The sequence below is a fragment of the Streptomyces sp. Tu 2975 genome (assembly GCF_009832925.1).
In the GTDB taxonomy this organism is placed as follows: domain Bacteria; phylum Actinomycetota; class Actinomycetes; order Streptomycetales; family Streptomycetaceae; genus Streptomyces.
The window spans coordinates 6,973,451-6,987,935 of the sequence record NZ_CP047140.1 but is presented as its reverse complement, the minus strand read 5'-3'; the positions used below and the strand labels follow the sequence as shown (position 1 = coordinate 6,987,935).

At 73.4% G+C, this 14,485-nt stretch carries 10 protein-coding genes; 5 read left to right on the top strand and 5 right to left on the bottom strand.

The features are described from left to right. Positions 1-64: 64 nt before the first annotated feature. Complete coding sequence (gene lnt / locus GLX30_RS31390) at positions 65-1,675, bottom strand: apolipoprotein N-acyltransferase (protein ID WP_244258523.1); 1,611 nt, start codon at positions 1,673-1,675, stop codon at positions 65-67. Positions 1,676-1,920: 245 nt separating this feature from the next. Here lnt and GLX30_RS31385 point away from each other — a divergent pair, with 245 nt between their 5' ends. Further along, a complete protein-coding gene (locus tag GLX30_RS31385; RefSeq protein WP_159694325.1) occupies positions 1,921-3,141 on the top strand; it encodes an O-antigen ligase family protein in 1,221 nt (406 codons plus the stop codon). 132 nt (positions 3,142-3,273) lie between these two features. Here the strand turns inward: GLX30_RS31385 and GLX30_RS31380 are convergent, their stop codons facing one another. Both GLX30_RS31380 and GLX30_RS31375 read right to left on the bottom strand, forming a co-directional pair. After that, entirely contained in the window at positions 3,274-3,852 is a 579-nt protein-coding gene (locus GLX30_RS31380; RefSeq protein ID WP_159694324.1) for a hypothetical protein, read from the bottom strand. Positions 3,853-4,086: 234 nt separating this feature from the next. Then, positions 4,087-4,872, bottom strand: coding sequence for an aspartate/glutamate racemase family protein (locus tag GLX30_RS31375; protein WP_167306883.1), 786 nt, complete (start codon positions 4,870-4,872; stop codon positions 4,087-4,089). A 58-nt stretch (positions 4,873-4,930) separates the two neighbouring features. Between GLX30_RS31375 and GLX30_RS31370 the strand changes: the two genes are divergently transcribed. After that, positions 4,931-6,103 (top strand): glycosyltransferase, encoded by a 1,173-nt coding sequence (locus GLX30_RS31370; RefSeq protein WP_159694323.1) that lies wholly within the window; start codon positions 4,931-4,933, stop codon positions 6,101-6,103. An 80-nt stretch (positions 6,104-6,183) separates the two neighbouring features. Here GLX30_RS31370 and GLX30_RS31365 read toward each other — a convergent pair whose 3' ends face one another. Then, entirely contained in the window at positions 6,184-7,497 is a 1,314-nt protein-coding gene (locus GLX30_RS31365; RefSeq protein WP_159694322.1) for a TerD family protein, read from the bottom strand. 251 nt (positions 7,498-7,748) lie between these two features. Here GLX30_RS31365 and GLX30_RS31360 point away from each other — a divergent pair, with 251 nt between their 5' ends. The 3 genes from GLX30_RS31360 (at position 7,749) to GLX30_RS31350 (ending at position 11,743) form a co-directional block, all read left to right on the top strand. Then, the gene (locus GLX30_RS31360; protein WP_159694321.1) at positions 7,749-8,201 is read left to right on the top strand and encodes a DUF6643 family protein; all 453 of its coding nucleotides are present in this window, start codon (positions 7,749-7,751) and stop codon (positions 8,199-8,201) included. A 396-nt stretch (positions 8,202-8,597) separates the two neighbouring features. Beyond that, positions 8,598-9,206, top strand: a complete 609-nt coding sequence (locus GLX30_RS31355) for a hypothetical protein (protein WP_159694320.1) — start codon at positions 8,598-8,600, stop codon at positions 9,204-9,206. A 128-nt stretch (positions 9,207-9,334) separates the two neighbouring features. Then, complete coding sequence (locus GLX30_RS31350; protein ID WP_159694319.1) at positions 9,335-11,743, top strand: right-handed parallel beta-helix repeat-containing protein; 2,409 nt, start codon at positions 9,335-9,337, stop codon at positions 11,741-11,743. Here GLX30_RS31350 and GLX30_RS31345 read toward each other — a convergent pair. Continuing rightward, on the bottom strand, positions 11,713-14,223 hold the full coding sequence (locus GLX30_RS31345; RefSeq protein WP_159694318.1) for a hypothetical protein: 2,511 nt from the start codon (positions 14,221-14,223) through the stop codon (positions 11,713-11,715). The genes GLX30_RS31350 and GLX30_RS31345 overlap by 31 nt on opposite strands. Positions 14,224-14,485 lie beyond the last annotated feature (262 nt).

The window sequence follows — 14,485 nt, the reverse complement described above, 5'->3', positions numbered from 1 at the left end:
CAGCACCCGGTCGTTCTCCCGGCCGGACCGACAGCGCCGGACGCCGGCCGGACACCCGGAGGCCTCAGGCCTGGTCCGCTCCCGTGGCCGCCTCGTCGGCCGCAGGCCGGCGCTTCCGGACGGCACCGACGGCGACCGCGGTCAGGCCGCCGGCCGCGAGCAGCACCAGGGCCATTTCGGGCGCGCTGCCGAGCCGGGTCGCGGGCGTGAGCGACGAGCGCAGCGGCACCTCGGCGACCAGGGCGTCCGGCGTGAACATCGCCGTCTCCTCGACGATCTCCCCGTCGGGCATGATGACGGCGCTGACACCGCTGGTGACCGGGACGACGACGGACCGGCTGTGCTCGACGGCCCGCACGCGGGACATCGCCAGCTGCTGGTAGGTCATCTCGCTCCGGCCGAAGGTGGCGTTGTTGCTCGGCACGGAGATGAGCTGCGCCCCGTGTGTGACGGTGTCGCGGGCGGCGTCGTCGAAGGCGGCCTCGAAGCAGGTGACAAGGCCGACCTTGGTGCCGGCGAGGTCGAAGACCCCCACCTCGTACCCCGGCCCGAAGTCGCGCTGGACCCGGTCCACGTCGGAGTTGAAGACCCGTACGACGGACCGCATCGGGATGTACTCGCCGAACGGCTGCACATGGCGCTTGTCGTAGGTGTCGACGGGCCCGCGGGTCGGGTCCCACTCGATGAGGGTGTTGCGGAGCTTGCCCGTCTCCGGGGTCAGCACCGCGCCCACGACGGTCGGAACACCGATGGCCTTGACCGCCCGGTCGATGACCTGGCGGGCGTCGGCGTTGCGGTACGGGTCGAGATCGGAGGAGTTCTCCGGCCACAGGACGAAATCCGGCCGGGGCTCCTTGCCCGCCGCAACGTCCGCGGCAAGCTGTTCCGTCCGGCGGGCGTGATTGTCGAGGACGGCCCGGCGCTGGGCGTTGAAGTCGAGACCGAGCCGGGGAACGTTGCCCTGGATCGCGGCGACGGTCGCGGTGCCGTCCTCGGCGGAGTCGTCGACCAGCGGCCGGGAGGCGAGGGCCGTGGCGACGGGCACGAGCAGGGCCAGCAGCGCCGTCACGGCGGCGATGCGCGGAACGGCCCCGCCGCGGCGGTGCGCGAGCGCCTGCCGCACACACTCGTAGAGGCCGAATCCGCAGAGCACGACGGCGAAGCTCAGCACAGGGGTGCCGCCGAGCGCCGCGAGCGGCAGGAAGAAACCGTCGGCCTGACCGAAGGCGATCTTGCCCCACGGGAAGCCGCCGAACGGTACGCGGGCACGCGCGGCCTCGCCGGCGATCCAGACGGCAGCGGCCCACACGGGCCACGCGGGCAGCCGGGACACGAGGGCGATGCCCATGCAGGCGAACGCCACGAACAGCGCCTCCGCCGCGACCAGCGCCAGCCAGGGCACCGGGCCGACCTCCTCGCCCGTCCAGGACAGCAGGGGGAGCAGGAAGCCCAGGCCCGCGAGGTAGCCGAGACCGAACGCGGACCGCGGACGGCCTCCGTGCAACGTAAGGCCGAGCAGGGCGAACGCCGGGACGGCCAGCCACCACAGCGGACGCGGCGGGAAGCTCGCGAACAGCAGCAGGCCGGAGAGCGCCGCGGCGCCCGGGCGCACGAACCGGCGCAGCAGCGGCCGGCCCTCGGTGGAGGCGGGTCCGGGGGTGTCGACGGAGGTCATGATGGCGCTCACCTGGCGGAGTCTACGGCGGAGGCCTGTGAGCGGTGCAGTCACGTCCACCTCACCCAGCAGCAACGTTTCTGCGCAATCACTCCCCACATGTCCGAGGCTCCCGTTAGCGTGTTCGCCGGTCCCGCGCACACCACGAGCCGTTCAGGTCGGCTCCGGCTGTCGCGCATCGGGCGCCCGACGGCGTCCGGCCCGCTCCGGCCGCGCGGGGCCCGTCACAGTCGGGGGGCGACGGGATGGGTTCAACAAGCGGTCCACCCACGGACCGCGAAGGCCGAAGCGATCCGAACACGGGCCGGGAGAGCCGAAGCGATCCGGAGACGGCGCGCAGTGGCAGTGACGGCGCGCGCTTTGCCCAGCAACACGGGGACGACGGCGCGCACTCGCGCCCGGAACGCGGCTCGCGCCCGGATCGCGGGCAGGGCGCGGACGCGGATCGTGAACGCCGCGGCGGCACGGACGCGGCGGGGGTCGCCGTCCTCGTCGGCTGCGCCGTGTGGTCGCTGGTCAGCGCCGCCGGACGGGAGGGGCGACCGGAAGGCGTGCTGCTCGCCGTGTTCGCCGTCACCGCGGGGTACGCGTGCGGACGGATCTCCGGCTCGCTCCTTCCGGTCGGCGGCTTCCTCGTGACCGCGGTGGGGGCCGTCGCTGTCGCCGTCGCGTCCCACGACGGAGTGGTGCCGGGAGCCGCCGCCGGTGCCGTCACGCCCTTGGGACAGGCGGGCGCCGTCGCCGCGCTCCTGGTGCTCGGCACGGGTGCGGCCTGCTGCGCGGCGTCCGCCGCCCGGACGGCGGGCGGCAGGACGGGGTCACGCCTGTTCGCGTCGGCCGTGGCCTGTTCCGCGCTCGCGCTGGCGTCCGTGCCCGTGTTCGCGGTCTGCCTGGCCGTGCTGCTCTGTTCGCTCGCCGCGGCCCGGATCCGCCGGCGCACCGCCGTTCTCGCGGCACTCGCGCTGGCTGCGGGGCTCGTGGCGGGAACCACCTGGGCCGTCGCGAAGGACGCCCTCCCCGCCGGCCTCGCCACGTCGGTGAAGGCGTCCCTCACCGAGCACCGGGGCGCTCTGTGGCGGGACGCCGTCACCCTGGCGGAACGGGAGCCGGTCCGGGGCGTCGGTCCCGCCCGCTTCGGACGGCTGAGCCCGGCCTCCGTCCAGTCGCCCGCCTCCGGGAGCAAGCCCCACTCGGCACCGCTCCAGCAAGCGGCGGAGCAGGGAGTGGTCGGCGTCGCGCTGCTCGCTGGGGTCTTCGGCTGGATCCTGTACGGGCTCGGGCGTTCGCCCCGTCCGGCGCCGGTGGCGCTGAGCGCCGCCGCCGCGCTCACGGCAGTGGCGGTACTGGCCTGTGTCGGCAACGTGCTGAGTTTCGCCCCCGTCACGACGGGGGCCGCGTTGCTGGCGGGACTGGCCACGGCACGCACGCCCCACGAAGGACACGGCCTCGAAGAACAGGACCTGTAGGCAACGGCAACGGCACAGCACGCGCACGCGCCGGGCGGAGCCGGAGCCGCCGAAGTCACCGGGGCCGCCCGGGGAGGCACGGGGCCGGCCACGGAAGACCATGGGGCCGGGAACGGCTCCACGCTGACGAGGTCACGCCCCTGGCGCCTGGCTCGCTCCCGGTGCCCCGGTCGCCTTGAGGTGATTGATCCTGGCGCGGATGACGCGTACCGCCATGGCCGCGTCGTCGACCGTCACCGTGAACCTGCCCCCGTCGCTGAGGGTGACCGACAGGCCCTCGCCGCGACGGACGACCACCGCGGTGCCCCGCTCGGGACGCCAGCGGCAGCCCCAGCCGCCCCACTGCCGGGGCGTCACCCGGTGGACGAATTCGGCGCTCTCCACGTGCGACAGGGGGATGTGCCGGCGCGGCACGCCGATGTGGCCGCAGCGCACGTCCAGCGCATGGCTGTCGATCTTGACCGCCACGTGCACGAAGGCGAGCGTCCCGTAAAGGATCATGAGGCCTGCCGCGACGCAGCCGATGACCGCCATGAGCATCGCGGCGATGCCGGTGGTCCAGGTGGCCCCGACGGCCAGCTTGATGCCGAGGGCCAGACAGGCCACGCCCGCCACAGCGAGCAGCCACTGCATACGGTTCGTGGCCCGACCGGTCCAGACCTCTGGGAGGGGCTCCGAGCCGCGCCCCTCGTGGCGGAAGTGGTGCCTCATGCCTAGGACCCTACCCAGCATCCGGACAACCAGCACTGATGCGGCGAAACGGCCACAAGGGCGGGAAACATGTCCGCTCGGCGCCCCCTGACCGGGAAAACTGCGGGCGCCGACGGGCCGCCGGACCGACGGCCGGCGATCTGCGTCGTCACAGGTCGCGGGCGACGTTCGGCAACCGGTCCGGTCACAGGTCGGGGGTGGCGTCCGACGTCCGCGAAGGGTCAGCGACGCGGTTCAGTGCGCGGGGGTCACCGCAGGCAGCAGGCGGCTTTCGGCGTAGCCGAGCGCCTCCGCCGGAAGAGTGGCTTCCGTCCCGCTGAGCAGCACCGTGAGCCGGCCGCTCGGCGACGCGCCGGGCACCGGCTCCGCGCCGATCCGCCGCAGGGCCTGCGCGGCGACCGCTCCTGCCGAGCCGTGCAGGACGAGGGGCGGCAGGCCGGGCCGCTGGACCGCGGCCCGGATCCGCTCGGAGACCAGTTCGTAATGCGTGCAGCCGAGGACGACGGCCCTGACGTGGCGGGGGGTGAGCGCGGCGGCCGCGGCGACGGCCCGGTCGATCGCGTCCTCGTCCGCCCGCTCCACCGCGTCGGCGAGACCGGGACAGGGAACCTCGGTCACCTCGACCGAGCCGGCGAACTCCTTGATCAGTCCGCGCTGGTACGGGCTGCCCGTGGTCGCCGGGGTCGCCCAGATCGCGACAGGGCCGCCCCCGGCCGCGGCGGGCTTGATCGCGGGGACCGTACCGATGACGGGGATCGAGGGCTCGAGCTCCGCGCGGAGCGCGGGCAGGGCGTGCACGGAAGCGGTGTTGCAGGCGACGATGAGCGCGTCGGGCCGGTGCGCGGCGGCCGCCCGTGCCACGGCCAGCGCGCGCCCGGCGACATCGTCCGGCGTACGGGGGCCCCAGGGCATGCTGCCGGGGTCGGAGGACAGCACCAGATCGGCGTCGGGGCGCAGCGTACGCACCGCGGCCGCCGCCGCCAGCAGGCCGATACCGGAATCCATGAGCGCGATCTTCACCCGGTCACCATAGTCGACCGCCCTCACGGCGGGCCTTGCGTGGGGCAGACTGCGGCGGATGAGCGCTCTTGCCTGGACCGCCGTCGGATCGCTGGCCGCCTGGGGGTGGCTGCTGCTCGGCCAGGGCTTCTTCTGGCGGACCGACCAGCGGTTGCCGGAACGGAAGGATCCTGAGCACTGGCCGGATGTCGCCGTCGTGGTGCCCGCACGGGACGAGGCGGACGTCCTCCCCTTGAGCCTGCCGACGCTGCTCGCCCAGGACTACCCGGGCCGGGCGGAGATCGTGCTCGTCGACGACAACAGCGGTGACGGTACGGGTGACCTGGCACGGTCACTGGCGGCGCGGCACGGTGGCCTGCCGCTGCGGTCGGTGGCGCCGGGCGAGCCCGGGCACGGCTGGACCGGGAAGCTGTGGGCCCTGCGGCACGGCATCGACGCCGCGGGAGAAGGCGACCCGGAGTACCTGCTGCTCACCGACGCCGACATCGCCCACGCGCCGGACAGTCTGCGGGAGTTGGTCGCCGCGGCGCGGACCGGCGGGCTGGATCTCGTGTCGCAGATGGCGCGGCTACGGGTGGCGAGCGGCTGGGAGCGGCTGGTGGTACCGGCGTTCGTGTACTTCTTCTCGCAGCTCTATCCCTTCCGGTGGATCAACAAGGAAGGGGCGCGGACCACGGCCGCTGCTGGCGGCTGTGTTCTCCTGCGTACGGAGGCCGCGACACGGGCCGGTGTCCCCGACTCGATCCGCCAGGCGGTGATCGACGACGTCGCCCTGGCGCGTGCCGTGCGGCGCACGGGCGGCAGGATCTGGCTCGGTCTGGCCGACCGGGTCGACAGCGTGCGCCCGTACCCACGGCTCGCTGACCTGTGGCGGATGGTGTCGCGCAGCGCCTACGCCCAGTTGCGTCACAGCCCGCCGGTGCTGGCGGGGACCGTCGCGGGGCTGGCGCTGGTGTATCTCGCCCCGCCGGCGGCGCTGTCGCTCGGGCTGCTCGGCGGGGACGCGGTGGCCGCGTGGGCGGGGGCTGCGGCATGGGCGGTGATGGCGGGCACGTACCTGCCGATGCTGCGCCACTACGGCCAGCCGCCGCTCCTCGCGCTGACCCTGCCGTTCACCGCCGCGCTCTATCTCCTGATGACGATCGACTCCGCGGTGCAGCACTACCGGGGTCGGGGCGCCGCGTGGAAGGGACGCACCTACGCGCGGCCCGAGACCGCCGGCGACGCCTGAGCGCGGCGCGGTGCCGGCTCCCGCGTGAAGCGGCGCCCGCCCCACCTGAGGTGACGGCGGGCGGGCGCACGCAGGGGCCGTCACTTGCGGCCGGGGGTCCAGTTCATGCCCCAGCCGTAGGCGTAGTCGATGGTGCGCTGCGGGCTGACACCGCGTTCCGGGACCAGGAAGCGGGCCTCCCGCTGGACGACGAGGTCGGAACCGGTGTTGGTGATCAGGGCCAGGGCGCAGACCGTGGAAGGGACGGTGCACTCGCCGAGGGAGAAGTCGATCGCCGCTCCGTGCTGCGGCTGCAGCGTCACCGTCGCGTCGAGGTCGGCGAAGCTCCGGGCGCCTTGGTACACGGTCACGAAGATGACGACACGGCGGATGTCCTGCCGGCGGTCGAGGTTGATGGTGAGGTTCTCGCCCGGGGTCCCGCCTGTGCGGTCGTCCCCGTCGAGGTGGATGAAGGGGGGCTGGTTCAGCGCGCCGAAGGCGTTGCCGAGCGCCTGGACGACGCCCTTGCGGCCGTCGGAGAGTTCGTAGAGGGCGCACAGGTCCAGGTCGAGGTCGCCGTGCATGGCGATGGCGCGGCCGAGCTTGGCGCCCCAGCCCTGGAACTGCTTGCGGATCTGCCAGCTGAGGTTGACGCGCATCGCGCCGGAGGTGCCGCCCTGCTTGGTGAGGGAGACGCTCGGCGACTCCTTGGTCAACGTCACCTTCGTGAGGCGTACCGGGGTCGGGGGCGCGGGCGGCGCGGCGTGGGCGGCGGGCGCGGGCGGCGCGGCGTGGGTGACCGGCGGGGGTGGCGGGGTGGCGACGGGCGGCGTGACCGCCGGCAGGGTGGCCTGGGTGACGGAGGCCTCGGTGACAGCGGCCTGCTGGGGTTCGTCGACGGTGATGCCGTAGTCCGTGGCGAGTCCTTCGAGGCCGGTGCCGTAGCCCTGACCGACGGCGCGGAACTTCCATGCGCCCTGGCGCCGGTAGAGCTCTCCGAGCACGAAGGCCGTCTCGACCGTGGCGTCCTGGCTGTCGTAGCGGGCGATCTCGGCGCCGGAGCCGGCGTCGAGCACCCTGATGTGGAGGCCGGGCACCTCCCCGAAAGTGCCACCGTCGGCGGAGGCGGCCAGGACGACGCGCTCGATCGAGCTCTCGACACGGTCGAGGTCGACGGCGACGGAGTCGGTCGTGGCGCCGGCCGCCGACTGCTTGCCCTCGTGCCGCACGGCTCCCGAGGCGTGTGCCGGCTGGTTGTAGAAGACGAAGTCGCTGTCGGAACGGACCTTCCCCGACGACAGCAGGAGGAGTGCCGACGCGTCGACGTCGGGCACCCCCGGCCCGGAGCCCCAGCCCAGCTCGACGCGGACACTCCGCACCGACACCGGAGTATTCGCTCCCTTAAGCATGGACATGCTCTCCCCCATCTCGATTCGTTGCGCCCGGAAGATCGTTCATCGTCAACCTATTCCGCATACATCCCCCGCAGGGGGGCCGACCCGTGGGTAACCCTCTCTCAGCTTGCGCTTTACACGATCACGAGACGTCAGGAAGCCCGTTTCCCCCAACTTCGCCCACATTAGTGAACCGTGGTCACTCAGAGCTGATGAAACAACCCTCTTATCGGGCTCCCCAACCAGCACATCGTGGGCTTAACTTATGTGCCATGACCTCCCCCCGCGCCACCTACGGCGGCGGTTACTACTCCGCGCCGGCGTTTCCCGACACCCCGATCTACGACTCCCTGGTCGCGGAGCGGGGCACCCCTCAGATCGCCCCGATCCGAGTGCCTGCCGCATACGACACCGGCAACAGCTATCTGCCGGCGCTCCCCGCGGCCCTGCCCGCCCTCCCGGCGGCACCCTCCCATCCCGCCCCGTCCTACGGTTACCCGCAGCAGATGCACCAGCCGGTCCCGCTGCAGCAGGCACCCGCCCCGTACATCCCGCAGCAGGCGGGACCTCCCCGCGGCTATCCGGGACCGCAGTACCAGTCCCAGCCGCAGCGGCCGGTGTCCACCGGCTACGAGGCCATGCGGCCCGCCGCGGCGCGTCCCGCTCCGGCGCCCGCGCCCTACGAGGATCCGTACAACCGCCCGTACCAGGGCCGGGGGTACTGAGCGACGGCGAGGGCGGCCCGTCCGGACAGTGCTCCGGCGCGGAGGCAGGGCGGGCCGCCGCTCGACGAGCAGGGCACACCGGATATCTGCCCTGCGCACCGATGAACCACCTCGCCGCGCGCTCATGTACCCACCTGCGCCACGTACATGAGACCGTCACCGGCTCGCTCCTCGCTGATCACACAGAGCGACCGGCTCCGTTCCCTCTGCCCGCGCGTGACCGACCATGCCCTGCACCCGCTGCCGACGTCGTCCGCCCGACGGGAACCGATCGCGGTGGCAGGCACGTTGGACAGTGCACGGCACGGCTCGCCGGGTGACGTTCCTCTTCTTCGCACCACCCGCGCTCGTGCCGTGCCCTGCCGGGCCGTCACGGACAAGGAAGGGGTGCGGAAAGTGCGGGCAGCCGTCGGCATCTGGCGCTGGCGCCGCAATCCCCTGCGGCGTGCCACCGATCTGTACGAGGCTTGGCTCGCGCTGGTCGCCGCCCTGCTCGTCGTCACGGCCGCCCCGGCGGTCGGCTGGGTCGCCGGCGCGCTGACCGAGGAGTCGCTGCGTCAGTCGATCCGCGTCCAGCGGCTCCAGCGGCACGCCACGACGGCCACCGTGCTCGGGCCGGCCGAATTCCCGCGCCCCGCCGCCTTCGACCCGGAGACCGCCGCGGCCGACGAACGCCGAAGGGCGGTCGCCGCGAAATGGACCGCCCCGGACGGCAGTCGGCACACCGGCACGGTGCCTACCACACTGCCCGCGCCCCGCCCGGGTGACACGTTCCCGGTGTGGACGGACGGTTCCGGCCGAATGGTGCCCCGCCCGATGGACACGGCCACCGCCGAGGTGCACGCCGCGCTCGCCGGCGTCGGCGCCGCTCTGGCCTGGGGTGTGCTCGTCGAATGCGCCAGGAGGCTGGTCCTTTGGCGGCTGGTGCGCCGCAGACACGCCGCGCTCGACCGGGCCTGGGCAGCGGTCGGGCCCGACTGGGGGCGTACCGGCGCAGGAAGCTGACCTGCCACATCCCGTCAACTCCCGCGGGCCGCGCGCGCTACGGTGGTGCGACGCCCTTCGGGGTTCGGGAGGCGTTCCCCTCAGAGACGCGCGTTGTACGGAACACGAGGTGGGGGCAGAGCAGCACGATGGCACAGGGCACGGTCCAGGTGACGCACACCGGCACTTCGCGGTGGCGGCGCCGCACAGGCGAGTACCCCTCTCTCGCCGCTGCCCTGGAGGCCGCCGGCGACGGGGACATCCTCACCATCGCCCCGGGCACCTATCGCGAGAACCTGGTCGTCCGCCGCGCGGTCACGCTGCGCGGCCCCGAGGGCTCTGCCGGGTCGGTGCGTATCGCCCCGGCCGACGGTGTGCCGCTGACCGTCCGGGCCTCCGCCACCGTGCAGGACCTGCATGTGGAGGGCCAGGACTCCGCCGCCCCCGCCCTCCTGGTGGAGGACGGCACGCCCGAGCTGACGGACCTGCGGATCGTCACCAGGTCCGCCGTCGGTCTCGAGGTGCGCGGCGCCGCACGGCCCACGGTGCGCCGCTGCACCATCGACAACCCGGCGGGCGTCGGGATCGGCGTACTGGACGGCGCGGGCGGCGTGTTCGAGGACTGCGAGGTGGTGGCGGCAGGTCAGTCGGGCGTGTCGGTGCACGGCGGGGCGCATCCACGGCTCGAGCGCTGCCGGGTGCACCATGCCTCCGGCGCAGGCCTGAGCGTCTCCGGCGAGGGCAGCGGTCTGGAGGCGATCGGCTGCGAGGTGTACGAGATCAAGGGCACCGGCGTACAGATCGCGTCCCGCGCCGGCGCCCACCTGACCGACTCCTCCGTGCACCGCACGTCGGCCGACGGCGTCACCCTCGACACGGACGCGGTCCTGACCCTCTCCGACTGCGACATCCACGACATCCCGGAGAACGCGATCGATCTGCGCTCCCGGTCCGTGCTGACGCTCACCCGCTCCACGGTGCGCCGCTTCGGCCGCAACGGCCTGTCCGTGTGGGACCCGGGGACACGCGTGGACGCCAACCAGTGCGAGATCCACGACAGTACGGGCGACTACCCGGCGGTCTGGGTCAGTGACGGCGCGACGGCGGTGCTCGACTCCTGCCGCGTCCACGACGTGCCCGACGCGCTGTTCGTCCTCGACCGCGGCTCCCGCGTCGACGTCGTCGACAGCGACCTCTCGCAGGTCCGCAACACGGCGGTCTCGGTGAGCGACGGGGCGACGGCGCAACTCGACGACTGCCGTATCCGCGAGGTCTCGACCGGCGCCTGGTTCCGCGACCACGGCAGCGGCGGCACCCTCAACGGGTGCACCATCGACGCCGCCCAGACGGGCGTGATCGTCACCAAGGGTGCGGACCCGGTGATCGAGCGCTGCACCGTCCTTTCACCGGCCGAGGCCGGTTTCTACGTGTCCGCGGAAGGCCGCGGCACCTTCCGCGGCTGCCGGGTCACCGGCAGCGGCGGCTACGGCTTCCATGTGATGGAGGGCTGCCGCACGACGCTGGACCGCTGTCGCACGGAGCGCTGTGCGCGCGGCGGTTACGAGTTCGGCGAGGAATCGGGCCCGGTCGTCGAAGACTGCACCAGCGACGAGAGCGGGATCGCCCGCCCCGGCGCGGAGCCTGCCACGGCCACCCTCACGGCGACGAGGACGCCCGGTCTGCTGTCCGCCCTCCCCGCACAGAGCACGCAGTCCGCCCCCGCGCCCGCCCCGGCCGAGAAGCCTGCGCGCAGTTCCGTCGCTGTCCTCGGCGAACTGGACGCCCTGGTAGGGCTGCACAGCGTCAAGCGCGAGGTCCGTACGCTCACCAACATGATCGAAGTGGGCCGCCGCCGTCAGGAGGCCGGTCTCAAGGCGGCCTCCGTACGGCGCCACTTGGTCTTCACCGGCTCGCCGGGCACGGGCAAGACGACCGTCGCCCGGCTGTACGGCGAGATCCTCGCCTCCCTCGGAGTGCTGGAGCGCGGCCATCTGGTCGAGGTGTCCCGGGTCGACCTGGTCGGCGAGCACATCGGCTCCACCGCGATCCGCACCCAGGAGGCGTTCGACCGGGCGCGCGGCGGTGTGCTGTTCATCGACGAGGCGTACGCACTGTCTCCCGAGGACTCCGGCAGGGACTTCGGCAAGGAGGCCATCGACACCCTGGTGAAGCTGATGGAGGACCACCGGGACGCCGTCGTGGTGATCGTCGCCGGCTACACGGCGGAGATGGAGCGCTTCCTCGCGGTCAACCCCGGCGTGGCGTCCCGCTTCTCCCGGACCATCACCTTCAGCGACTACGACCCGGAGGAGCTGCTGCGGATCGTCGCGCAGCAGGCGGAGGAGCACGAGTACCGGCTGGCCGAGGGCACGTCGGAGGCGCTGCTGAAGTACTTCACGGCGCTGCCCAAGGGGCCGGCCTTCGGCAACGGCCGTACCGCGCGCCAGACGTTCGAGTCGATGGTGGAGCGGCACGCGGGGCGGGTCGCCGAGCTCGCGGAGACGAACACCGACGACCTCACCCTGCTCTACGCCGAGGATCTGCCCGAACTGCCCTGAGCCTGCCGGGGCACGGCCGGCGTGAGCCGGTCGAGCAGGGCCGCCCGCTCCTTGGCGAAGTCCGGGTGAGCCTGGTAGTCGGAGTGCCCGAGGATCGGCTCCGGCAGCGGATGGCGCTCCGAACGGCCGTAGACCACAGGGTCCTTGAGCGCCTGCCGGTCCACGTCGGCCGGGTCGTCGCAGCCGTCACCAGGAGGATCCGTCTCCGCGGCGATCAGCATCGGCCCGCCGATCGGGTCGGTGCGCCGCCACAGGTTGCGCCAGCAGTCGACCTCGCTGCTGAGTTCCAGCAGCGCCTTTGGCCCGAAGTAGGCGGGGAACCAGCGTCCGTACAGGCGCTCCAGCGGCGATCCGTACGTCAGGAGCGCCACCCGTCTGCGGGTGGCTGCGGGAAGCTGCCACACGGCCGCCGCGGCGAGCACGCTGCCCTGGGAGTGCCCCGAGATCACCAGCCGGCCGCCGGTCCGCCCGGTCCAGGTGCACATGCGCCAGGTCAGATCGGGGACGGCCCGCTCGGCGTAGCACGGAGGCGCGAACGGGTGGGCGGCGCGCGGCCAGAAGGTACCCACGTCCCACAGGATGCCGATGGTGCGCCGGGCGGAGGCGTCGCGGTAGGCGCGGCGGCCCATGGTGACGAACAGTATGAAGCCGAAGCCGACGAGCCAGGAGCCCAGTGCCTGCGCGGTCTCGGCGGCCGACTCCGCGGGTCCTTCGCCGAAGGAACGGCCCGGCACCTCGCCGCTGAGCCAGGCGCCGCCGACGGCCGCCGCGCCGAGCAGCAGGGTCGCCCCGGAGACGACGCCGACGATCAGCGGGGTGACGTCGGTGAGTGCCGCGCGGGCGCGGGTGCCCGCTATCCGGCGGGTGCGGACACGGTCGCGGCGGCCTTCGCCGGGGTCGCCGTCGAAGTACTCGGCCTCGATCCGCGGCACGAGGCGGCGAGCGGCGACCCACGTCCGTACGGCGAGCAGCACGGTCGGTACGAGCAGCACCGCCAGGAGGACGGGGATGACGGATGCCTGCCAGCTCAGCAGCACCGGCGGCCCGGGGATGGTGCCCTCCCCGTCCATGCCGGGGGTGCCCGGCCCGTCGAGCCAGTCCGCGACACGCTGGGCGACGCCGCCCGTCATCACGCCGCCGAGCGCGCAGGCCAGCATGGCGACGGCGGGCCCGCCGAGTCCGTGCAGAACGGTGCGGGGGTGCCGGGCGCGGCGGTGCAGCCGCCGGGCGGCCATGGCCAGGGCGACGACGAGGGCACCCTGGGCGAGGACGATCACCCGGAACGTGACGTCCCCGGGCAGGGTGCCGTAGGAGGTCCATCCCGGGCGTGACCAGGAGGCGTAGAGCAGCGACAGGGCGAGCAGGACGAGGGCGGCGCCCGGCAGGCAGCGCACGGCGGCCCGGTCGATGCCGGCGTCGACGCGCCGCTCGCTGCGGCCCCGGCGGGCCACCACCCACAGCACGGCGGCCGCGCCGGCGACGAGCGCGCCTTCCAGGAGGATGCCGCAGACCTTCAACAGGGTGTCCTCGCCGCCCCGGTCGTGCCGGGCGGCGGCTCCGGCGACCGCGGCGGCGACGGTGAGTAATCCGGCGGCGGTGTGGGCGGCGCGCAACCGGGCGACGAGCCGCCGGCCGTACCAGAAGCCGGGCCTTCCCAGTGCGGGCCGGACGAGCGGCTTCCGCTGACCGTCGGCCTCGTCGGTGCCGCGCCCGTCGCCGTTACCGTCCTCACTTCGGCCGTCGTGATCGCCGTCGTCACCTCGGCCGTCGTGATCGCCGTCGTCGGTCTCCGGGACGTCCTCGTTGTCCTCGTCGTCCTCGTCGTCCCCGGCGGCCGCGTCCCCGGCACCGGTCGGCGGGCGCTGGGACTCGTAGGCGCTCCAGGTCCGGTTGGACAGGTACCAGAGCAGCGCGACCAACGCGGCGGGCACCACCGCGGCGAGCGCCAGGCGCCGCCCCGGCTGGGACCACCAGCCTTCCCTGGCGGCGGACATGAAACCGAGCCAGGATCTGTCGTCGCTGCACTGGGCCGATCCGGCGCACTGCCAGGCCAGCAGGTCGAGCGCGACCTCACAGGCCGCCGCGGTCAGCAGTACGGTCAGGCTGAGGGCGACGAGGCGCACCAGGGCGCCGTAGAGACGGGTGGTCCTGCGTCTCCCCTTGGCCCTGGGCCGCATCCAGTGCGCGAGGTTGACGACCATGAACGGGAGCAGCAGCAGCCACAGTGCCCGAGCGCCGTTGCCGGACGTGAGGTTGGACCAGCAGTACGCCTCGGGGATGGGCCGGTCCCGGTACTCGCCGGGGCGGTTCTCCGCCTCCACGTCGTCGGTGCGGCGGTACACGGCGGCCTTCTCGTCGCCGGATATCCGTACGGTGCGGGGGTCGCCGAGCATGTCCTGCGGGGTCGCTCCGCCCACGCCGTGGACGAGCAGCTCGAGCGCGGGACCGCCGCTTCGCGGCGCCTGGGTGGCAGGGGACACTGCGGTGACTCCCTCATCTCGGGACGAGCCGGAACGGAACACAACAGGACGTAACGGGGTGGAACCCGAGGGGCCGGCACCGCGCGGCCCGGTCCGGTGTGCCCCCCGCAGCAACGATGGCGACAGAATCGCGGATCACGACGGCCCGCCGCACCGCTCTCACGGAATCTCCCCGAGCCCGACGGGCAATACGCGTGCAAGGATGAGAAGCCTTGGCCACAGCCCGTGGGAGGGCGTGGACGGTGTACGGCGACAAGGAAGG

Coding starts and splice junctions, on each gene's coding strand:
- lnt (WP_244258523.1), bottom strand. CDS start 1,675: ATGACCTCCGTCGACACCCCCGGACCCGCCTCCACCGAGGGCCGGCCG.
- GLX30_RS31385 (WP_159694325.1), top strand. CDS start 1,921: ATGGGTTCAACAAGCGGTCCACCCACGGACCGCGAAGGCCGAAGCGAT.
- GLX30_RS31380 (WP_159694324.1), bottom strand. CDS start 3,852: ATGAGGCACCACTTCCGCCACGAGGGGCGCGGCTCGGAGCCCCTCCCA.
- GLX30_RS31370 (WP_159694323.1), top strand. CDS start 4,931: ATGAGCGCTCTTGCCTGGACCGCCGTCGGATCGCTGGCCGCCTGGGGG.
- GLX30_RS31365 (WP_159694322.1), bottom strand. CDS start 7,497: ATGTCCATGCTTAAGGGAGCGAATACTCCGGTGTCGGTGCGGAGTGTC.
- GLX30_RS31360 (WP_159694321.1), top strand. CDS start 7,749: ATGACCTCCCCCCGCGCCACCTACGGCGGCGGTTACTACTCCGCGCCG.
- GLX30_RS31350 (WP_159694319.1), top strand. CDS start 9,335: ATGGCACAGGGCACGGTCCAGGTGACGCACACCGGCACTTCGCGGTGG.